Annotated in this window: 18 protein-coding genes; 12 read left to right on the forward strand and 6 right to left on the reverse strand. The window is 40.8% G+C overall.

Annotated features, from left to right (window positions below; genetic code table 11):
* Positions 1-6: 6 nt before the first annotated feature.
* Positions 7-1,179, reverse strand: coding sequence for an amidohydrolase family protein (locus tag DBR11_RS14795; RefSeq protein WP_108553432.1), 1,173 nt, complete (start codon positions 1,177-1,179; stop codon positions 7-9).
* On the opposite strand from DBR11_RS14795, the gene DBR11_RS14800 reads away from it, so the two are divergent.
* A complete protein-coding gene (locus DBR11_RS14800) occupies positions 1,178-1,963 on the forward strand; it encodes a YafY family protein (RefSeq protein ID WP_233260765.1) in 786 nt (261 codons plus the stop codon). The genes DBR11_RS14795 and DBR11_RS14800 overlap by 2 nt on opposite strands.
* A gap of 156 nt (positions 1,964-2,119) precedes the next feature.
* Here DBR11_RS14800 and DBR11_RS14805 read toward each other — a convergent pair whose 3' ends face one another.
* Positions 2,120-5,194, reverse strand: coding sequence for an AsmA family protein (locus DBR11_RS14805; protein ID WP_146186547.1), 3,075 nt, complete (start codon positions 5,192-5,194; stop codon positions 2,120-2,122).
* 118 nt (positions 5,195-5,312) lie between these two features.
* Between DBR11_RS14805 and DBR11_RS14810 the strand changes: the two genes are divergently transcribed.
* The 4 genes from DBR11_RS14810 to DBR11_RS30175 all read left to right on the forward strand — a co-directional run bounded on the left by DBR11_RS14810 (position 5,313) and on the right by DBR11_RS30175 (position 8,764).
* The gene (locus DBR11_RS14810; RefSeq protein ID WP_108553434.1) at positions 5,313-5,810 is read left to right on the forward strand and encodes a DinB family protein; all 498 of its coding nucleotides are present in this window, start codon (positions 5,313-5,315) and stop codon (positions 5,808-5,810) included.
* 84 nt (positions 5,811-5,894) lie between these two features.
* Positions 5,895-6,896 carry a 23S rRNA pseudouridine(2604) synthase RluF gene (rluF, locus tag DBR11_RS14815; RefSeq protein ID WP_108553435.1) on the forward strand — a complete coding sequence of 334 codons (1,002 nt, stop codon included), beginning with the start codon at positions 5,895-5,897 and terminating at the stop codon, positions 6,894-6,896.
* 67 nt (positions 6,897-6,963) lie between these two features.
* Complete coding sequence (gene rlmN / locus DBR11_RS14820; RefSeq protein ID WP_108553436.1) at positions 6,964-8,016, forward strand: 23S rRNA (adenine(2503)-C(2))-methyltransferase RlmN; 1,053 nt, start codon at positions 6,964-6,966, stop codon at positions 8,014-8,016.
* Positions 8,017-8,311: 295 nt separating this feature from the next.
* Positions 8,312-8,764 (forward strand): ComF family protein, encoded by a 453-nt coding sequence (locus DBR11_RS30175; RefSeq protein WP_233260766.1) that lies wholly within the window; start codon positions 8,312-8,314, stop codon positions 8,762-8,764.
* A gap of 292 nt (positions 8,765-9,056) precedes the next feature.
* On the opposite strand, the gene glyA is transcribed toward DBR11_RS30175, so the two are convergent.
* Entirely contained in the window at positions 9,057-10,328 is a 1,272-nt protein-coding gene (gene glyA, locus DBR11_RS14830) for a serine hydroxymethyltransferase (protein WP_108553438.1), read from the reverse strand.
* A gap of 233 nt (positions 10,329-10,561) precedes the next feature.
* Here glyA and dxs point away from each other — a divergent pair, with 233 nt between their 5' ends.
* The 3 genes from dxs (at position 10,562) to DBR11_RS14845 (ending at position 14,378) form a co-directional block, all read left to right on the forward strand.
* On the forward strand, positions 10,562-12,490 hold the full coding sequence (dxs, locus tag DBR11_RS14835) for a 1-deoxy-D-xylulose-5-phosphate synthase (protein WP_108553447.1): 1,929 nt from the start codon (positions 10,562-10,564) through the stop codon (positions 12,488-12,490).
* Positions 12,491-12,653: 163 nt separating this feature from the next.
* On the forward strand, positions 12,654-12,965 hold the full coding sequence (locus DBR11_RS14840) for a hypothetical protein (protein WP_108553439.1): 312 nt from the start codon (positions 12,654-12,656) through the stop codon (positions 12,963-12,965).
* An 84-nt stretch (positions 12,966-13,049) separates the two neighbouring features.
* The gene (locus DBR11_RS14845) at positions 13,050-14,378 is read left to right on the forward strand and encodes a sigma-54 dependent transcriptional regulator (protein ID WP_108553448.1); all 1,329 of its coding nucleotides are present in this window, start codon (positions 13,050-13,052) and stop codon (positions 14,376-14,378) included.
* Here DBR11_RS14845 and DBR11_RS14850 read toward each other — a convergent pair.
* A complete protein-coding gene (locus tag DBR11_RS14850) occupies positions 14,363-16,858 on the reverse strand; it encodes a hybrid sensor histidine kinase/response regulator (protein ID WP_108553440.1) in 2,496 nt (831 codons plus the stop codon). The genes DBR11_RS14845 and DBR11_RS14850 overlap by 16 nt on opposite strands.
* Before the next feature lie 45 nt (positions 16,859-16,903).
* The gene (locus tag DBR11_RS14855) at positions 16,904-18,085 is read right to left on the reverse strand and encodes an alginate lyase family protein (RefSeq protein WP_108553449.1); all 1,182 of its coding nucleotides are present in this window, start codon (positions 18,083-18,085) and stop codon (positions 16,904-16,906) included.
* A gap of 149 nt (positions 18,086-18,234) precedes the next feature.
* Here DBR11_RS14855 and DBR11_RS14860 point away from each other — a divergent pair, with 149 nt between their 5' ends.
* The 4 genes from DBR11_RS14860 (at position 18,235) to DBR11_RS14875 (ending at position 21,442) form a co-directional block, all read left to right on the forward strand.
* Positions 18,235-18,915: an aspartyl/asparaginyl beta-hydroxylase domain-containing protein gene (locus DBR11_RS14860; protein WP_108553441.1), complete on the forward strand. Its 681-nt coding sequence runs from the start codon at positions 18,235-18,237 to the stop codon at positions 18,913-18,915.
* Entirely contained in the window at positions 18,915-19,865 is a 951-nt protein-coding gene (locus tag DBR11_RS14865) for a hypothetical protein (RefSeq protein WP_108553442.1), read from the forward strand. Before DBR11_RS14860 ends, DBR11_RS14865 begins: the two co-directional genes overlap by 1 nt.
* A gap of 96 nt (positions 19,866-19,961) precedes the next feature.
* Positions 19,962-20,912, forward strand: a complete 951-nt coding sequence (locus DBR11_RS14870) for a phytanoyl-CoA dioxygenase family protein (protein ID WP_108553443.1) — start codon at positions 19,962-19,964, stop codon at positions 20,910-20,912.
* Entirely contained in the window at positions 20,912-21,442 is a 531-nt protein-coding gene (locus DBR11_RS14875; protein ID WP_108553444.1) for an adenylyl-sulfate kinase, read from the forward strand. Before DBR11_RS14870 ends, DBR11_RS14875 begins: the two co-directional genes overlap by 1 nt.
* On the opposite strand, the gene DBR11_RS14880 is transcribed toward DBR11_RS14875, so the two are convergent.
* A partial coding sequence (locus DBR11_RS14880; RefSeq protein WP_233260767.1) for a hypothetical protein occupies positions 21,404-22,368 on the reverse strand: 965 nt, incomplete at its 5' end. The genes DBR11_RS14875 and DBR11_RS14880 overlap by 39 nt on opposite strands.

The following is a 22,368-nucleotide window of genomic DNA, read 5'->3' on the forward strand; positions in this document are numbered from 1 at the left end:
TGCAAATTAAATTATCCTTCTAACACTCGTTTTACCACTAATTTTTCCTTCAGGGGCAAATTCCACGAGGTTAATTCCAGGTCGCTTTCCCTTTTCCAAAGTTCCGTACTGTTCCTCAATGCCCAGATAAGCAGCCCCATTGCATGTTGCCCATTCCAGTAAAGTTTCAAAACTCAAGTTAAAATTTTCCTGGAGTGTTTTCATTTCAGCCAATATACTCAACTGATGATTGCTCGCCAGACTGTCTGTTCCCAGGGTTATTTTAAGATTTGCTTCAGCCAGCATTTGCACATCAGGCAACCTGTTTTCTATATATTGATTGGCATTAGGGCACAAACACCAGTACAAACCATCATGAACCGACGTTGCATAACGAATATCCTCTGCAGAGGTTAAGGTATTATGGACCAGGAGTACCTTACTCCCAGGTAATTCTTCAACAACACTTTGCAGGGAACTTTTTCCTGTAGCAGAAAAAAAAGAAATATCCAGTCCTAAAAATTCATATAATTTCAAAAATGCACCCTGATTAAATTGGAAAAAAAGATTTTCATCCTCCGTTTCCTGATTGTGCATACTCAGCAGATTATCCTCTTTCAGGCTATAGTCTTTAATAGCCGCAAAAAGTTCTTTAGATATAGAATAGGGTGCATGTGGAACAATCGAAGCCTTTAAAGGTGTAAACTCCTCTTTCATCTTTAATGCCTTTTCAAATATTGTCTTGGCCTGCGCAGGATTAAATCCTAACGTTTCAATAAAAGTATGGTAATATAATCTACTTCCTGACTTTATAGCCCTGGAAACTAGCTGATTGGAAATATCCCCAACCGCCACAATGCCATTTTCCAGCATTTCCCGGTCTGCCTTTTGCATTGCCTCTAAAATCAATTCCTCGCTGCTGTCGCGATATTTAATCACCTGCTGAACAAAACCCTGGAGTCCTGTTTGTTCAGCAATTTTTCCAAAAAGATGAGACAACTCTAAATGACAATGGGTATTGATTAAGCCTGGAACCAAAAAGCCCTCGTAATACTTTATGTTTTCAATACCCTGTTCCTTTGCCTGTTCTACATGGAGGACAGCATGAACCGTCCCGTCCTCTTCCAGGGCAATTACCCCATTTTCTACAGGCGGAGAAGAAACCGGATAAACAACGGACGCGGATATATATTGAAGCATGGGCACAAATTACGGCTATACAAATCAATCCAGCAAATTAAGCCGGAGGCCTTTCAAATTTATTACATTTGCAGACATCATCAACCCCACCCTAATGAACCGGATAGACAGGCTTTTTGGAATACTAGTCTTACTTCAAACTAAGAAATATATTACTGCAGAAAAAATTTCAGATCATTACCAGATCAGCATAAGAACGGTCTACAGAGATATAAAGGCACTGATTGAACAAGGTATCCCCATCAGCTTTGAACAACCAAAAGGCTATTTTATAGTGCAGGGATATTTCCTGCCGCCAGTTTCTTTTAATACAGAAGAAGCCAATGCACTGCTCATTATGGAAAGGCTTGTTGCCGGATTCACAGACCAGTCTATTCAGACACATTATTCAAGCGCGCTGAATAAAGTTAAAGCGGTACTTAGGAGTCAGCAAAAAGAAAAACTGGAATTCTTAAACGAAAACATCAAACTACAATTACCTGATTATATAAAGAACGAATTTCAGCATTTATCAGTTCTTCAACATGTAATTTCATCCAAAACTCTTATAGAGCTGGACTACATCAACAACAATAATGAAAGCAGCTTAAGGACTGTAGAGTCCATAGGGCTCATTTTTTATGCCTTTAACTGGCACCTGATTGCCTGGTGCCACTTGCGGGCAGAATACCGTGATTTCAGGGTTTCCAGAATTGGAAGGATCAGATGCCTGGAATTGCCGTTCCAGAAACAAGATCATATGTCTGTTGCAGATTACATGAAAAAGCTACCCGTCAATTACTAATGAAACCTATACAATGAAGCAAACAAAGAGCAGATGAATCCGCATATACTCCGCATCTAGTCTGCATATAGTCCGCCTTTTACCGGGAATACGCGGATTAGATATAGATTTTATGCATTATAAAAGCAGAGTCATATACTCCCTGTTATAGCTGAGTTATTCTTCTGTTTCTTCCAGCTTACCTTCTTTATTTCTCTTTAGGCTTACTTTCGGTTTTTCCTGGGTACCGGTAATACTCAATGGAATACCAATCAGACCAAAAGGAGGAAGTCCAAGTCTTCCGCTCATATTGAGCCTCCCATCAAAACTAACCTGCCCTTCAAACCTCGGCCTGAATCCGGCAACGCGCATCTTAAACCGTTCAATGGTGATAATATTCTTATTAATCGTACTTTTTATATTGACTTCCGAAAGATCAGGATTGCTTAAACTATCCCTTTTTGTGGCTTTACCCACTGCATTCATAAATTTAAATCCACTTAGGCTGATCTTTTTAAGAGACAAGGTTCCCCCTCCCTTTAAGGAAGGATAAACCGGTGCCATGTTCTGGTTCAATTTACCAGACAATTGATAGTCCAGACCAACAATTCCTTTAGCCTTGCCTGCTGAACTGGCCAGCTCTCTAAACATTTTGATCTCTTTATAAGCCCTGGCAATATTAAATTCTTTAGCCAGGATATGGTAATCGAAAACGGCAGATTTAGGTGTCAAACTTTTGTAGGTCGCATCCATAGTCACAGGTGCATCGATGATGTTAAAGGCTGTTTGGCTTAAGGTCATCACACCACCATTCAAGCCAAGGCTCCCTTTTGCGTTCTTAATCAGCATACCTTTATAATGTACCGCATCAGCACTCGCCGTTAACGAAACATTTAAATTGTCAGGGATCAGGATCACCCCGGAGCCAGAAGATGTCGCCGTTATTCCAGTTCCCTCGTTATACACCATTAATTCATCTGCAAACAGATGTTTACTTTGTAAATTGAACTGCCCGGTCAGCTTCGCCGTCTTACTCAGCGCATAATTAACTACATTTCCAAGCTCTCCGTCCATTTTAAAATCCGACGCCCCGTAAGTCGCATTGAACTGTTCAAATTTCATTTTATCCTGAAAGAAAGAAAACACTCCATTTTTAATCAGGAAAGACTTTGGAAAAAGATCGGATTGAAGGGCCAGATCATGAACAACCACCTTGCCTTTATTATTCAGTTTACCATACCGGCCGGCCATCGCATCACTTTGCAAACCCTGAAGAGACACATTGGTAAAAACCGTTCCCTTTACCCCATAACCCTTCAATGCAAAAAGCTTATAGATTTTACCTATATCTATAGTTCCTTTCGATTGAACCCGATACGCTACGTTGTCAAAATTCTTCACATCCGCTTTTAATAAAAAGGGTTGTGTACCCAATTGGAAGGAAACAGGCTTAATATTTAAGCGGGTACCTTTCAGTGTGCCATCCTGATTAACCAGTGAAGCATCAACTACAATATGTTCTAAAGCCTGATCAAAATTCTTCGTCTTTATCCGTCCGTTATTCAAATGAATTGTAGCTTCTGTGACCGGAAATAATCTTTTACGTTTATTATAGCTTCCTTTTGTTTTTACATCCAGATTCAGCACGCCGCTTAAATCAAGATCCTTTACCGGATAAAAGCTTTTCAGTTCAGCAAAATTAAACACAGATTTTAAGTCTGAATTTACAGTGATGTTATCCGTAGTCCGAAAATTCACAAAACCACGAATATAATTATCCAATGCCTGGATATGAATTTGACTGATATCAAACCAGGTACTTTTATATTGTCCATCCTTGTTTTCCCCGGTAAGGCTAAAATTAATATGATCAATCGCTACAGGCAGAGAAGCGTATTTAAAATACCCTCCGGTAAGAGAAGACTTCAAATCAAATCTGGGAATCGTTGCAATAACCGTATCTATCTGTCTGATTCCACTTTTGACTACTTTTTTGGTGTATTTACCATCCGCTTTAAGATCCAAAGCCAAACGGCCCTTTAAATGCTCCAGCTGGAAAACCCTGGCCCACTTTTCCAGATCAATGGCAGCCCTGGTTTTAACATGAACTTCAGGATTTTTTAAGCCGTTAAGCTTCACCACCGCATTCACGTGATCTTTCCCCATTGTAAAGTAAAGACTATCCATATTGATATATAAACTATCTGGATTTAAACCCGGAAGACGTGTCTGCAGGTTCAAAAACAGGTTGCGAATCGGCAATGGGGCTTTCGGATTATTGATCTCCCCATCACGTATTTTCATATTAAAGGCAAGGGCAGGCATGGTTTTACTTTTGGCCAGATATTTCCCGATCAGGGAAGCATTAATTTCTGCATAACCTTTAATATTGGTTTTCTCCATGCGGTCAGCAATAGCTGGTGGAAGCGCAGTAAAAATATTATGCAAATCGGTTTCCTTAGCAACAGTCTTAAAGTTAATATCATAGCCATCCTTTAAAAAAGAAAAACGGCCCACAAACTGGATCGGCAGCGAATTAATTTTCAAATCATTTTCGTTAAAGATCAAATCCAGGGAATTTGTATTGATCTTTGTAAGCAGTTTAGCATTGATCTTTTTATGAACCAGGTAAGCCTGCTTATTATAATACAGATCCAATGTATCGATTACGGCATTACTTTTCAGATCAAAGATCGCCTTGCTTAAGTCTCCTTTTCCCGAATAGTTCAAGCCAGTAGCCTTTACCATCATCGGAATAGACAGATCATCATAAATCAAGTTACTTTTATTGATAAAAATCCCTTCAATCTTTACCGCCGTAGAAATGGTGTCCTGCGCTTTAGCAGAGGTATCCACCTTGCTTTTAAAGACATTGTAATTCGCATTTCCCTTTTCATCCACTTTTACGTGAATATCTGCCTGATCTAAAAAGATCTGGTCAATTTTTATTTCGCTGGAAAAAACAGAGCCTAGATTTACCCGGAACGACAGTTCTTTTGCATAAAGAAGTGTCTCTTTTTGAAAAGGCGCCGCACCTTTCAAAGTAAAATCATTTAAGCTTAAAGTTAAGGAAGGAAAATGCTTAAAAAAGGAAAGGCTGCTTTGGCCGAATTTCACTTCCCCTTGTATATTTTTATTTACCCATTTCTGCGCTTCCTTAGAAATGGTATCTGGTAACAGGTAGGGCGTTACAAATAAGAGCAATACGATTGTGATCAGGCTTATGCCTGTAATTTTAAGAACTTTTTTCAATCCGAGGAGTCTGTTAAATATAGACCCTGCAAAGTTAATTGTTTTCGTCAAAAAAACACGCTGCCATAGGGCTGTCAGTAGCGCTTATTTACTTTGTGCTATAAAACAAAATAAAATTATGGAATTGATAAAAATGTACCTGGAAGAACTGGACCAGGAAGCCGTAACTTCAAGAAAAATGCTGGAAAGAATTCCGGAAGATAAGTTTGGCTGGAAACCACATGAAAAAAGCATGAACATTAAAAGTCTCTCTACACACCTGGCAGATCTGCACAGCTGGACCGGATTGGTACTGAACACAGATGAACTGGACTTTTCTAATATGCCTTACCAGGTTGACGATGTAAATACACCCCAGGAATTACTTTCCCTTCTTGAAAAAAGCCTGGTTAAATCCAGAACTCAGCTTGTGCCCGAAAACGAAACCAAGCTCAAAGAGAAATGGACACTTAGAAATGGGGATCAGATTTATGATGTATCGCCAAAATATGCGGTGATCCGGATGTCGCTGAACCAGATTGTACATCACAGAGCCCAATTAGGGGTTTATCTTCGCCTTTTGGACATCCCTATTCCGGGAAGTTATGGTCCTAGTGCCGATGAAAACACCTTCTAAAATCCTATTATAAAAACATTTTGATAGTATATATGGGTTTAAATTGATTCCTTTGCAAAAGGAAATCAATTTAAACCCTTCCCCATGTCAGATTCTACTACAAGATTAAATAAATACATTAGTGAAAGCGGTTTGTGCTCCAGACGGGCTGCAGACAGATATATAGAACAGGGTAATGTATATATTAACGGCAGAAAGGCCAAGGTTGGCGATAAAGTGTTTTTTGGAGACGTTGTTGTGGTTAACGGCCAAACGATAGAGCCCAAAGCTGCAGAAAACTCGATTTTACTGGCTTTTAACAAGCCTACAGGCATTACCAGTACAACAGAAGCTGGTGTTAAAAGCAATATAGTAGACTATGTAAACCATAGTGAACGTGTTTTCCCAATTGGACGTCTGGATAAAGATTCCCAGGGTTTAATTTTCCTTACCAATAATGGCGACCTTGTCAACAAAATATTAAGAGCAGGTAATAACCATGAAAAGGAATACATTGTAACAGTCAATAAGCCAATCACCGATCGTTTTGTTGAAGGTATGTCTAAGGGCGTTCCTGTACTGGGTGTGATGACCAAAAAATGCAAAGTAACCAAAGAAGCTCCGCAAGTCTTTAAAATTGTTTTAATCCAGGGTCTGAACAGACAGATCAGAAGGATGTGTGAACATTTTGGGTACGAAGTAACCAAACTGGAAAGGGTAAGGATCATGAACATCAGCCTTAAAGGCCTGCCTTTAGGAGAATGGAGAGAGCTTACACCTGAAGAGCAGGATGGGATCTATAAAATGGTGGCCAAATCCAGCTCTGAAAAATCAGCTGCACCTAAAAGAATTACTAAAAAAGGAGCTGAAGCGCCAGAAGCTCCGGTAACCAAGCGCACAACATCCTCAAGACCAAAGCCGGCAGCCTCCTCTCGTGCAGGAAAACCAAAAACAGATGGTAGAAATGCTTCTTCCTCTAAAAGAACAACCAACACTGCAGGAGTAACCGACTGGCATAAATCTAATGGCCCCAGCAAAAGACCAGTAAGGCCGTCCAAAGGAAGACCTGGTGCTCCGGCTGCTAAGACCAGAAGCCCAAAGCGTTAGCTGTGTGAATTGATTAGTAAGTCCTTATGACAAATAATCACGTTTTTTTAGGTAACTTTGCAGCCAAATGGCTATCACTAAAAAAACAGACATTCGTGCGCTAGACCTGAATCAGTTACAGCAGCATTTTATTTCCATTCAGGAACCTTCTTACCGCGCCAAACAGGTATATCAGTGGTTATGGGAAAAATCTGCCCGCACTTTTGAACAGATGAGCAACTTATCCAAAGACCTGCGTAAAAAACTGGATGAGAACTTTGCAATTAATGTAGTAGAAGTAAACAACTCCCAGTTCAGCAATGACCATACGATAAAAAACACCTTTAGACTTTATGATGGAAACATTGTGGAAGGTGTTTTAATTCCTATGGAAGAGCGAATGACAGCTTGTGTAAGTTCGCAGGTAGGCTGCAGTCTGACTTGTAAATTCTGTGCCACCGGTTATATGGACCGCAAAAGAAACCTGAATGCAGATGAAATCTATGATCAGGTGGTACTTATTGATCAGCAGGCTAAACAAAATTACAATGCTCCTTTAACCAATATCGTATATATGGGTATGGGAGAACCTCTGCTGAATTACGCCAATGTATTAAAGTCTATCGAAAGGATCACAGCACCCGACGGTTTAAACATGTCTTATAAAAGGATTACTGTTTCTACTGCCGGCATAGCCAAAATGATCAAAAAATTAGGTGATGACGGTGTTAAGTTCAACCTTGCTCTTTCACTTCATGCTGCGAACGATAAAAAGCGCAATGAAATCATGCCTATTAATGAGCAAAACTCCTTAAAGGCACTGGAAGAGGCATTAAAGTATTATTTTTCCAAAACCAAAAACCCGATTACCTACGAGTATATTGTTTTCAACAATTTTAATGATGAAATTGAAGATGCCATGGATCTGGCCAAGTTTTGCAAACATGTGCCTTGTAAGGTCAATCTGATCGAATACAATCCCATTCAGTTTGCTGATTTTATAAATGCTGAAGGTGATAAAATTGATGCTTTTTCGAATTACCTGAAAAGCCAGGGTATTAACACCAATATCAGACGCAGCCGTGGAAAAGATATCGATGCGGCTTGTGGTCAGCTGGCGGTAAAAGATCAGGCAAAATAAATTCCGTTTTAATAGTTAGTCTTCCTGGAAAGAAATCTACATTGGCCATATGTGGTCAATGTTCAATTTATTTTATGATCTGGCAGGCCTGCTTTTTCCAAGGTTATGCAATGCTTGTGGCAGGCCCCTGCTTAAAGCAGAACGGATAATTTGTCTAAAATGCGGATACGATCTTCCCTATACGGATTTTCATCTTTTTGTTGACAACCCGTTGGCCCGGCAATTCTGGGGAAGAGTACCGATACATGGTGCTACCGCCCTTCTTTATTTTAATAAGGGAGGTAAGACACAAAAGATGATACATAACCTAAAGTACAGACAGCAAACCGGAACAGGCTTGTTCTTAGGGAGAAAGATGGGTAAATGCTTATTATACGCAGAACATTATCGGGATATTGATTTGATCATCCCAGTACCCCTGCACCCCCGTAAAATGCGGGCAAGAGGCTACAACCAAAGTCAATTTCTTGCGGAGGGCATTGCAGAAATACTAGGCGTACAGATTAATAATAAAACCTTAATCCGAAAGAAAGCTACGCAAAGCCAGACGAAAAAGGACCGGTATACCAGGTTTCAAAACTTACAACACACCTTTAATGTGGTAGACAAGAACGCCGTTCTAGGCAAACATATTCTACTCGTAGACGACGTGGTAACCACCGGGGCTACTCTGGAGTCCTGTGCAGCAGAACTTCAAAAATATGGCCTAAAAAAGCTCAGTATTGCAGCTGCCGCCTATGTCAGTTAAATATTTCAAATTAAATGATGTAGAATAAAAATATTTTTGTTCCTTTGTTTCGAGAGCGTTAATTTAAGGGTCGATAATTCCTTCGGAAGACATCGGCCCTTTATCTTTTTACAGGCTATTTACAAATTACGTCTTAGTCCAAAATTTCCTTAAACAATTTTACTGGCAAAACTCGGCCTAGTGGTTTTCGTTCAAATAAAAAAGCAGTAGCTTTTTTTTATTAAACTACTGCTTTTTATAGAAAGTTCAACCTAGCCATTGTGCAACAGCCAGGTTATAAACCGCTTCCTGGTTATTTATACAAAGGAAATTTGCTGATCAAAGCTAAAACCTGTTTTTTAATATTGGCAAGATTGGCTTCATCTTCAGGATTAACCAATACCTGATCAATCAGATCGACGATGGTTTCCATATCCTGCTCTTTTAATCCGCGGCTGGTTACAGCTGCAGTACCAACACGAATTCCTGAGGTTACAAACGGTGATTTGTCATCGAAAGGAACCATATTCTTGTTTACCGTAATATCAGCTTTACCCAGAGCAGCTTCAGCCACTTTTCCGTTAATGTTTTTATTGCGAAGATCGATCAGCATCAGGTGATTATCTGTACCACCAGAGATGATTCCATAACCTTTTGCCACCAATGCTTTCGCCATCGCCTGCGCATTCGATTTTACCTGTTTAATATACTCCAGATATTCATCACTTAAGGCTTCGCCAAAAGCAATGGCTTTAGCAGCAATAATATGCTCCAAAGGACCACCTTGAGTTCCTGGGAAAACAGCCATATCCAGTACAGAAGACATCATTCTAACCTCTCCTTTTGGCGTTTTTAATCCAAACGGGTTTTCAAAATCTTTACCCATCATGATCATACCACCACGTGGGCCGCGTAAAGTTTTGTGTGTAGTTGTGGTTACGATATGGCAGTGCGGTAGCGGGTCAGCCAGCAATCCACGCGCGATCATACCTGCCGGATGAGAAATATCCGCAAGAACCAAAGCTCCGATTTTATCGGCAACACTGCGGATAAATGCATAATCCCACTCTCTTGAATAGGCCGACGCACCACAGATGATCAACTTTGGACGCTCTGCCAAAGCAACCTCTTCCAGTTTAGCATAATCAATTAAACCGTCTTCTTTTTTAACACCATAAAATAACGGATGATACAATTTACCAGAAAAATTCACCGGTGATCCGTGTGTCAGGTGTCCTCCATGAGAAAGATCAAAACCTAATATTTTATCTCCTGGTTGTATAACGGCAAGCATTACGGCAGCATTTGCCTGAGCACCTGAATGCGGCTGTACATTTACCCATTCTGCACCAAATAATTTTTTAGCACGTTCTATCGCTATATTTTCAATTTCATCTACAACTTCACAACCGCCATAATAACGTTTTCCGGGTAGGCCTTCAGCATATTTATTGGTTAAAACCGAACCCGCAGCTTCCATGACCTGCTTGCTTACAAAATTTTCAGAAGCAATCAGCTCGAGTCCATTTTCCTGACGATCTAATTCCTTGCCAATCAAATCAAAAATTAAAGTATCACGTTTCATTTATATGTTTTGTTTTTATTTATTACGCATGAATAAAGCCTACAAAGAAAGCTTCTGTACAGCCCTGTCTTTACTTCGGTAAAAATAATGATTTCTGGCGGAGTTTGGTTAGTAAAATGTTGTTAACCAAAATCTATTCCTCTAAATCCGGACTTGCAGCCTGTTAACAGGGAATATTTATGCTGATTATATTAAACAAAATCCCTTACTTTGTAAATTCTATTAAGACCTATATGGAAGACAGTAAGCGTCCATTATTATCAAACATTAATTATCCTGCTGACCTAAAGCAGTATAAAGAAGAAGACCTGGAGCAGATCAGCCAGGAACTCCGTCAATATATTATTGACACTGTGAGTGTAAACGGAGGCCATTTTGCTGCCAGTCTTGGTGTAGTAGAATTAACCGTAGCACTTCATTATGTACTCAACACCCCTTACGACAAACTCGTATGGGATGTGGGGCATCAGGCTTATGGTCATAAAATATTAACCGGAAGAAAATCCGTATTCCATACGAATCGCATGCTTCATGGCATCAGCGGCTTCCCTAATATCGCGGAGAGCGAATACGACACCTTTGGCGTTGGCCACTCATCCACCTCCATTTCTGCTGCTTTGGGTATGGCAGTAGCCTCACACTATAAAGGAGAAACAGACAGACAGCATGTTGCTGTAATTGGAGACGGAGCAATGACTGCCGGCCTTGCTTTTGAAGGCCTTAACCACGCTGGAATCGAGAACTCGAATCTTTTGGTGATCCTGAATGACAACTGCATGTCTATCGATCCCAATGTAGGTGCGTTAAAAGAATATTTGACGAGTATCACTACGTCAAAATCCTACAACCGTTTCAGAGATGACATCTCCAATATGCTCATCAAACTTTCTGAACTCGGACCAAATGCACACAAATTTGTTAAGAAAATAGAAAAAAGCATCAAAGGTACCCTACTGAAGCAAAGTAATTTATTTGAAGCCTTAAATTTCAGGTATTTCGGCCCGGTAGACGGACATGATGTAAAAAAACTAGCCGCAGTTATACGCGATCTAAAAGATATTCCTGGTCCAAAACTACTGCATTGCGTAACCTTAAAGGGAAAAGGCTTTGCTCTTGCAGAAAAAGATCAAACCAAATGGCATGCACCAGGTCTGTTCGACAAGATTACAGGAGAAATTAAAAAAAGTGTAAGTGACAAACCTCAGCCTCCAAAATACCAAGATGTATTTGGTCATACACTCGTAGAACTCGCAGAAGCCAATAAAAATATCGTCGGGATAACTCCGGCAATGCCCTCAGGATCATCCATGAACATCATGATGAAAGCTATGCCAGACAGGGCATTTGATGTTGGGATTGCAGAACAACATGCGGTAACTTTCTCTGCAGGTCTGGCCACTCAGGGATTAATACCATTTTGCAATATCTACTCCAGCTTTATGCAAAGAGCTTACGACCAGGTCATCCACGATGTCGCCATTCAAAACCTGAATGTTGTATTCTGTCTGGACCGTGCTGGTGTGGCAGGTGCAGATGGTGCTACACATCATGGTGCCTATGATCTTGCTTATATGAGGTGTATTCCAAATATGACCGTAGCGGCTCCAATGAATGAAGAAGAACTCCGAAACCTGATGTATACCGCACAAAAGGAAAACAAAGGACCTTTTTCTATTCGCTACCCTCGTGGAAACGGTGTGATGCCAGATTGGAAGCGACCGCTAAAAGAACTCGAGGTAGGTAAAGGAAGAAAGATATGTGATGGCGAAGATGTGGCCATACTGACTATAGGACATGTAGGAAATTTTGCGGTTGAAGCTTGTAAAGAGCTAAACAGTGAAGGTATCCATCCTGCTCACTATGATCTTCGTTTCGTAAAACCTCTGGATGAGGCACTGCTCCATGATGTTTTCAGCCGCTATAAAAATGTAATTACAGTAGAAGACGGTTGCTTACAAGGTGGAATGGGATCGGCAGTTCTGGAATTCATGGCAGATCATGACTATAACTCAAAAGTTGTACGCCTTGGAATGCCCGATGAACTGGTAGAACATGGTGAACAGCCGGAATTGTGGGCCTTATGCGGCTATGACACAGCAGCCATAATTAGAACGGTTAAAACGATGGCGGTCAGAAGAACTACCGAAACCATTGCTTCTTAAAGGAAAAACGCATCAAGCTGTGGAGTTTCTCTACAGCACCTTACTGAACACAAAAACATAAACAGCTATTTATCAGCTTGTTAAAAACAAATTAGTTTGTGGCATCATTATGTAACCTAACTAATCATATTAACAAGAATAATTAAATTTAAAATAAATAGTTATGAAAAAGTTCATTTTATCAGCAGCATTTTTAGCATTCGCAGGAGTAGCATCAGTTCAGGCAAACGACATTAAAGCTCCTGTAGCTATTACCGTACCACAAGACAGTACTACAAAAGTTCCTGTTAAATTGGAAGAATTACCTGATGCGGTTAAAGCAACCTTGCAATCAGACAAATATAAAGAATGGTTACCTCAAACTGCATTCCTGATTACCGCAGCAGATAAAACCTCATGGTATCAGATCGATGTTAAAAAAGGAGAACAAACTGCCTCTTTGAAAGTTGGAAAAGATGGTAAAGTTGTAGAATAAACCACAAATTAAACAAATAACACCAACAAAAGCCGGATATCGTTCCGGCTTTTGTATTTTTGCTATATCATGAAAAACGACCCTATGGCAAAAATACTGATTATTGAAGATGATCTTACGTTCTCTCAGTTGTTAGAAGGCTTTCTTAAAAAGCATCAATATGAGCCACTAGCAGTTCACGATGTGAAAGCAAGTCTGAAGATCATAAATCAACAGGAATTCGACCTGTTCCTGGTAGACTACCGCTTACCCGACGGAACAGGTCTTGATATATTGTCTCATTTACGGGAAAAAGGATCTACGGTTCCTGTGGTCATCATGACCAGCTTTAACGATGTCAGGACAGCAGTAAAGTCCATCCGGTTGGGCGCTTTTGATTACATTACCAAGCCTGTGAATCCCGATGAACTGCTGATGATCGTAAAGAGTGCGCTGGACAAAAATGATCTGGCTGAACCTGTAAACCAGGAACAGCATGCAGACACCATCAAGGGAAAAAGTTCCACTTCAGATAAACTATATGAGCACATTAGTCTGGTAGCCCCTACCGACATGTCTGTGGTGATCCAGGGCGAAAGTGGGACAGGAAAGGAATATGCTGCCAGGACCCTTCACTTACAAAGCAAACGCAGCAACAAACCCTTTGTGGCCATAGATTGTGGTGCGCTTTCCAAAGACCTTGCAGCAAGCGAATTATTTGGACATGTTAAAGGTGCTTTTACCGGTGCCCTGAATGATAAAAAAGGACAGTTCGAAGCTGCAGATGGTGGCACATTGTTTCTGGATGAAGTAGGAAACCTGAGTTATGAAGTGCAGGTAAAACTACTCAGAGCCTTACAGGAAAGAGTAATACAGCCTATAGGCAGTACCAAGACCATTGCTGTAGATGTAAGGATTATCGCCGCTACCAATGATGACCTGAACAACAGTGTAAACAAAGGGACCTTCCGAGAAGACCTTTACCACCGCCTAAATGAATTCAAGATCCAGCTCCCTGCATTGCGCGACCGGGGAAAAGATATCGACTTATTCATTAACCATTTTATTGAAATTTCTAATGCAGAACTGGGCCGTAACGTAAAATACATCTCAGACGCAGCAAAAGAACTGTTATATAAATACGACTGGCCAGGAAACCTTAGGGAACTAAAAAACGTCATCAAAAGAATGGTCTTGCTAACCGCCGGAGAAACTGCAGAAGCCGCTTCCCTCCCGGATGAAATGATCATTTCTGTAAATCAAAGTCCTAAACCCAATACATCAGATCTTAAAGCCATTAATGAGGTTAACGAAAAGTCTCTGATTATCGAAACCCTGATCAAAGTAAAATACAACAAATCCCAGGCTGCAAGGCTACTTAATATAGACAGGAAAACATTGTATAGTAAAATGGAACGCTATGAGATCGAGTAATGCTCAATCTCATAGATTAACTTTTTCAATCTTCCCAGCAGCATCCTTACCTGCCTAACCTGAGCAGGGGCTATTTTTTTTGATTTATTCAGTTCAATTTCCATTTTTCTAAAAGCAGCAGCAAGTTCCCTGCTTCCCATCTGTGCAATCCGGCCGGCAAGACGGTGCGTAATCAAGGATACATGCGCAACGTCGTCATCAGCAACAGCATTTTCTATCTCCTGTTCATCCTGAATACAATCCTGTACAAAACGATTCATGATCTTGTCGAACTGTTCCTGATCACCAAAGGTCATTTTTTCTATATAAGAAGGATCAAAAACGATATCCGGCTCAGTATCTAAAGGAACAGGCAATTCATTTCTCAGCACAGACAATAAATCCAGCTCTTTAAAAGGCTTCATAATCAATCCATCAAATCCGCCAGCCAGAAGTCCGGCACGCTCCTCTGGCATAACCTGGGCAGTCATGGCATAAATCTTCACCTCTTTCCCTATCTTTTCTCTCATCAGGCGGCAAAGTTCAGTTCCCGGAATTTCCGGCATCCTGATGTCCATAAAAATAAATTGCACTTCAGGATCCCATTCCGCATTCAACATATCGCCTGGTTTATTAAAACAGGTATAGTTGATCTGATGATTTTTGAAGATCAAACTGCAAAGGTCCAGGATCAGATGGTCGTCGTCAATTACCCATACTTTATTTGCCCCGGATGGGAAGGGTAACCGCTCTTTTACTGCATCCATTTCTGGCTTTTCGCCCACAGCAAACTGCAAATAGACCGTAAAACTACTCCCTGCTCCCTTCTTACTTTTTACATAAATTCTTCCACCCTGATTCTCTACCAAAGATTTAACAATGGTTAATCCAAGGCCAGCTCCTGTTTGATTCAAAAGAAATTTTTCCGGAGCTTCTGCCTGTTCAAATTCATTAAAAATATATTTGGTCTCCTCCTCAGACAAACCAATTCCAGTATCTTTTACCAGGAAGGTAAAGTGGAGCAAATCTCCCTGTCTCTTATAAAACACCGAAAAAAGCACCTCGCCTTCAACCGTAAACTTAATGGCATTGCTCAATAAATTAAACAGAATCTGCTTCAGACGGAAAGGATCCCCTTGTATGTATTCTATGCCATTAAGATCAAAATTAACAGCCAGGCTTAACGCCTTCCGATCGGCTTGCTGTTTCACAATAAGCACAACCTCATCGAGCAGTTCCCTAATGTTAAAAACCTTATTCGTAAATGTAAATTTACCGGAAATCAACCGGTTATAGTCTAAAATTTCATTCACGATCTGCAATAAATGCTCTGAAGAATGATAAATGGCATCAATGTATTTACGGCCAGGATTTTCCTGTTGTTTGATCAGCTCCGCATAACCAATAATGGATTGAAGGGGCGTACGGATCTCATGGCTCATATTAGACAGGAAACGTTGCTTTGCCTTTCCATGATATTCAGCTTCTTCTGTAGCTGCCTCCATTTCCTTCCGGTACTTGTTGCTCCGGGTAATATCGGTTAGAATCAGGTAAAGCAACAATACCATAAGGAGAAAGAAAACCACCATGATAATGCTGATCCGGTTAATACCCGTATTGACTACTTTTTTTGCCTGGATGCCGTTCTGTTCTATCTGGGCCACAGCTTCACTCTCTACCTTTTTAAGAATGCCCAGCATCTGGCTGATGAGCAAACTATTGGCATTGGCCAGAACCGCCTCTCTGTCCAAGAAGCGTTGACTCTTGATCTTCTGTTCTTTTTCTATGGCCCGAAGGGATTCTTCCATTCCCTTCACGATTTTTCTTTCGTTAGATAAGGCGATGGTATCTCTTTTCACCTTTTCTTCATTAACAATCTTAAAGGCCTTATCTTCCTCGCCTTCGGTCTTTTTCTTTCCGAAAATTTTACTGAAAAAACTTCTCGGCCTCTCTTCTGAGGGTATTACTGTGGTGGTAGAGGTTCTTTTTTCAGAAGTCACGACGGTACTGTCTGCCTCTGCCGAATTCTTATTGACCAGATCATTGAACTTCTGTACCTGGGTAGAGAAAGACTTGTTATTGATCAGTTTTTCGCGAACTTTTAAATAATTTACAAATTGTTTATCTCTGACCGTCAAAAGGCCATCAATAGAGGCAATCCTCCGGAGTTGAACAGAATCGCCCGCATATAAGCCTGCAAGTGTATCCAGCAAGGTTCTCAATTGTTTAGAATCTTTAAAAAACTTATTGTAGTTACCCGGATCATTCAGGGCTTGCTTCTTCTGTACCTGATCAAGTGCAGAGATTCTCCGGGACAATTCGTTAACCACACGAAGCTTCTCATTTGGTGAAGAGATGTTCTCCACCGTATTCATCATCTCCCGAAAAGCAACCTTACTTACCAGCCAGGCCATAAAAAGGGCAAAGCAGGCCAGTACAAGTGCCAAAATCACTTTACCTCTTATGGCATGAATAAAACCTTCCTTAGAAACACGCATCATATGCATTTATTACAGGAAAAATGATGCCAAGCTCTAATATCTGTGTTAATCCAGCCAAATTAGCGGATATTTTACAGGAAGATTCCTGATGATTTCTTCCCCTTTTGGATCGTGATCCAGCTTTACCCAGGTGGCCAGCCATTCTTTATTCTGATAAGCAACAGCCCCCAATACCAAAAACGGCTGTGCCACAGGCCATTCCTCCCAATGCATCACATCTGGCTTCAACTTCCATAAGGATTTATCAGCAACATAAGGAAACATATATTGTATCCCCTTTTTTATGGATCTCCCGTCTGGTGTAGAATAAGTCCACAGGTTGTTCTCGGGTGTTGACAGCACCCGGCACAAGGTGGTCATTACATCCAGGTTAAAAAGCGAATATCCATAGGGCTTAGTTCTGGCCAGCTCAAGGGGAAAACTTCCATCTGCTGCCATTTGGTTTGGTAGCAGAACATTTTTATATCGGTCAATGCAGAATTTCTGCAATGCGGTATTATTAGTCAGTCTGGAAAAAGCAGCAATTTGTAACACAAAACAAGTCCCATGATTGTTTTGTGCATTCATTTCTGCTTTACCATTGGGATGTTCCATAAGCCACGCGGTATAATCAGCAAACCATTGTTTAATTTTCTGCAGGTCCTCACTTTGCATTTTGCTGTGCATTACATGAATTCCCATCACTACATCAAGCAAATGAATGGTATCAATAATTCCAATACCCCTTCCTGTATACAATCCCTTTATGGCTTGTGCATACAAAAGATTAGGGTTCATCCGGGTCTGTTCATCAATAAACCAGGCCCTTAAATGTTTCTCCGCAGCGTGAACATACTTCGCATTCCCTGTAATTTTATAGGCAGAAGCCAATGCACCAATAATCCGGCTGAACCGGATCATTGCTAATCTGTGCGCAGTAAAGTTCTCCGGATTGGTCATACCATCCCTTTGAATGTATGGACCGTCTGGATTTTTGGGGTCCGGCCACCAGTAATCACCTTCAGAAAAGAAATCATGCTTCCCTCCTGCACTTCTTGGAGAAGAGGCGGCAGTTACAGTGATCGGATCGGCTTTCAGAGCAGCATCAGCTTCCCGTAATGTTTGTTCCTTAAGTACGAATTCAGCGGTCTGATATACTTGTGAAGAATTTGCCTGGTTCTTTATAACGGAACATCCTGATAAGATAAGACTGAGTATCAACAGGAGTCTGCCTCTGCGTAAAAACATAGATAATTTGGTTAGATAAATCAAAGTTAAGATATCAGGATAAAAGCCACTATACAAATTGTAACACATTTGTTATTTCAAATTAATTTATTTCGGCCTATGTATTTCATTAAGCATAAAAACTATCTTAGTCTTTCTTTTCCCTGCCCATGAATTATATAAAGTTCTCCACATCTTACCATACCGAAAAACTCCAGTCAGAATTAACGGAGGTTCTAAAAGAGGAATGGCCCTTACATTTTAATGCAAAGGATTTTAATGGCGACTGGAGGAGTATTTCTCTTCGTTCGGCCAGTGGACTAAGTAAAGATATCTACGCCCATCCAGACGTTACCTATCAAGACACACCTGCACTTAGCCTGATGCCTTATGCAAAAGAGATTCTTGATTCCTGGAAATGCGACAAGGAAGCCGTACGCCTGTTGTCACTGGCACCCGGGAGTTTCATCAAACCTCATAAAGACCAGGGATGCAGTTACGCAGATGGACAATTCAGGATCCACATCCCTATTGTAACCAATCCGGATGTATATTTTACTCTTGATGATGAAAAACTCCATTTGGCCCCGGGAGAATGCTGGTATATGAATTTTGGCGCTACTCATAGTATTGTTAACGCCGGCAGTACAGCAAGGGTACACCTGATCATTGATGGGATACGCAACAACTGGACAGACCAGTACTTTGCCCAACATGGCTATAACATCAGCGAAAAATCAGCCGGAATGACCTATGATGAGGCGACAAGAGATGGTATGATCCGGGAACTGGAACAAATGAATACGGAAACCGCAAGACGTTTAATTGCCCAATTAAGAACAGATATATAATGCAGATCACTCCAATAGCCAATTGGATTCCCTATCAGATGAGCCACACCAGTGAAAGCGGCTGGATGCTCAAATGGCTTGACCTAGGAAAAAAAATCATAGACGAACCTTTTTTTGACGAGACCATACAAATATGCCGTTCCAAACAAAGAGAACGATCTGCTTTACAAAGCCTTTCCAGTCCAGACTTTATGACTGAGGCCTGCAAAAAATTACATTTTCTAGCGCCCTCAGCTTTTATCTTTCATGTATCCAGATGCGGCTCAACTTTACTTTCACAAGCTTTTTCGCAATCAGACGAAAATATAGTCATTGCAGAAGCACCCTTGCTCGATGAGATTTTAAGGGCTGGGGAAAAACAACCTGAAATCCAATTACCTGTTCTGGAAACCTGGTTCAGATCTGCGCTCAACTTAATGGGTCAGCATAGAAATTTCAAGGAAAGCAATTACCTCATCAAACTGGACAGCTGGCATATTCACTTTTATGAAACCTTACGTCAATGGTTCCCAACGACTCCTTTTTTCTTCCTTTACCGTAAGCCAGAAGAAGTAATTGCCTCTCATGATAAGCGAAGAGGTATCCACAGTGTTCCCGGGATGATCAGCAACACGCTGCTTAAGACCGAAAGACCAGATCACTATGGAAGTGACTTTAACCGTTATACAGCAGAAGTATTACAGCAGTATTACCAAAAACTGGCGGGGATACATCAGTTGAAACATTCGAAAAACCTGTTTTTCGATTATGCAACGGGCGTAAAAGAAATGGTATACACTTTCAGTTCCTTTACAAGAATACCAATACATCAGAATCTGTTTGAGCGGCTAAATTACCACAGCAAATCTTCAAATGATTTATTCAGGCCCGAGGCCAGTCCCGAGCCCAAAAGATTCTACTTCGACGATTGCCATCACAGTTACGAATATTTAAGAGCCATCAAGAGCTAAGCACAACCAACTAAGCTTTTCTTTTTCTGCAAAGTAATGTTGTAAATTGCAATCCAGATCTCAACCGAATACGCCATCTAAAAATAGACTATTAAAATGACAGAGTGCACTTTTCTTCGCGTTTTTTTTGAAGTTCATCAAAGTAAAAAACAAAGAGACCTTACCCCCGAGTATCCCAATTTTGACCGCCTTGAAAACATATGGCTAAGCATCTACGGCCTGGGAAAGTACGAAACCTATCATTTTATATATGCAGACTGCAGACATTTTAATCATTTCAATCAATGGTTAAATCAGCTTAAGGGTAATGATTTCCTGGAAAATGCAGCAATTCAGTTCAATAACTGGTTAATAGAACAACCAGATTCCGATCGTGCCCCGGTACAAAAGCAGCTACTCAATGAAGAGCAATTGCAGTTCTGGGAACAATATGGCTACCTGAAAATAAGCGATCTTATTGAACCAGAACTTTGCGATGAAGTAAAAGAATTGATCTGCACACACCTGGACATCAATTTATCGAATCCGTATAGCTGGTATACACCACACCCAGACTGGCAAGGGCTTATGGTACAAATCTATCAGGGCATCAGTCAACAAGCGATCAGGAAACACCCAAACGTACATCAGCTATTTTCAGAACTTTACGCTGGCCAACCCATCATTGCCAATACGGACAAACTCAGTTTTAATCCGCCCGAAACTCCCTACTGGCCTTTCAAAAGCGGTGATCTTCATTGGGACATAGATTTGGATAAGCCGATAGAATATACTATACAGGGACTCATCTACCTGGACGATGTTCCGGCAGACCGGGGGCCATTAACTTTAGTTCCAGGAGTACACCATCAATTTAACGAATGGATAAAATCGTTCAAAACCCTTGAAGACGCACACCATGTGATGCGAAGCCAGGTACAGGGCATACCTGTACCCGGAAAAAAAGGAGATATCATTGTCTGGCTCAATACACTTCCTCATGCCGCAAGTGCCAATCACTCTCCTTTGCCCAGGTTTGTTCAATACCTCAGTTTCTCCAAATTATAGTGGGACACATTATTCAGTTTACAGGTTTATCCGGGAGTGGGAAAACAACTTTATCAAATGCTTTCCTTGAATGGGGAAAGCAATCTGGCCTCAGAATTAAACTCATAGACGGAGACGTCTATCGTCAAACCCTCTGCAAGGACCTGGGCTTTAGCAAAGCAGACCGTCTGGAGAACATCTCCCGCCTGGGCAATTATGCTTCAAGTCTTTTAACAGATTATGATTTCATATGCATAGCCGCTATTAATCCATATGAGGAGGGAAGGCTTCAGCTAAAACTAAAATACAAAACCTCATTAATTTGGCTCAAGTGTGATTTGGAAACACTTATTCACAGAGATCCCAAAGGACTGTATAAAAAGGCAATGCTCCCAAATGGCCATCCCGACAAAATATACAATCTTACCGGCCTCAACGACACTTTTGAGACACCGCAGCTGGCAGATTTAACCTTGGATACGAGTATACTAAGCCCTGATCAATGCCTCCAGTTAACTGTTGATTTTCTGAGTAGCAGAGAGATTCCTTAGTACCAGGTGTGCCTGAGCAAACTGATCTTTATGTGCTAAACCCGCAATAAGATATTTATGGTGAAAATCATTCCTTTGTTTATTTTCATTAAAACCAAATCTGGTTTTTCCTATGACCATTCCATTTTCTCCGGCCTGACTTAATACAACGTCATGCTTATCCCTGTTTTTTAAGATCATAGCGCCCTGCAAAACTTTATTGCTACTGCCACTAGCTATAAAATCAATGTGAGCCGAGACTGCTGCCAATTCCTTGCTGCTAAATTTATCTTCGTCAAAACCCAGTTGGGACAAGCAGATCACCAGATCGCACCCCATTTCTCTCTTTAGATACTCAGCAGTTCTATTTGCCGCAGTATAAGGATTTTCGAACAAAATCCCTTCTATATCCAGCCGCGGCCCAACACCTGTTACACCTACCCTCAGCCCCTTTGTTTTAATTACTATATACGGTTTAATTGCAGAATTCAATACGGAATGACTAAACCTGTAATTGCAATTCACCAGAGAAAAATTCATTTGCGGAATCAATTCTGAAAAACCAGCCTGTCCCATAGACAACTCATTAATTCCGATGGCAGCTGCGTGATAGCCAATTTTATTCATCAGGTTAATCGTTCTTTCCTGCATTCCCCGACTTTGTTGCCGATCGAGGAAATTACCTGCATCAACAACCAATCCAGACACATCTTCACCTGCCATCAAAGCATAAACTTTCTCCAATCCTCCAAAACCCTCCTGATTACTTTTGATTTGACTGTTCAAATCATTGGTCTGAAAGATATTGATACACTTTCCGGCATCAATAGTATTGATCTTTTTACTAACATCAGCCAATGCCTGTAAAGGTTTACCAAGCATAGTAACTCCAGCGAAAATGCCTGAGCTTTTCAAAAATGATCTTCTGGGAGAGGACATAATTATAG

The organism is Pedobacter sp. HMWF019 (assembly GCF_003061025.1).
In the GTDB taxonomy this organism is placed as follows: domain Bacteria; phylum Bacteroidota; class Bacteroidia; order Sphingobacteriales; family Sphingobacteriaceae; genus Pedobacter.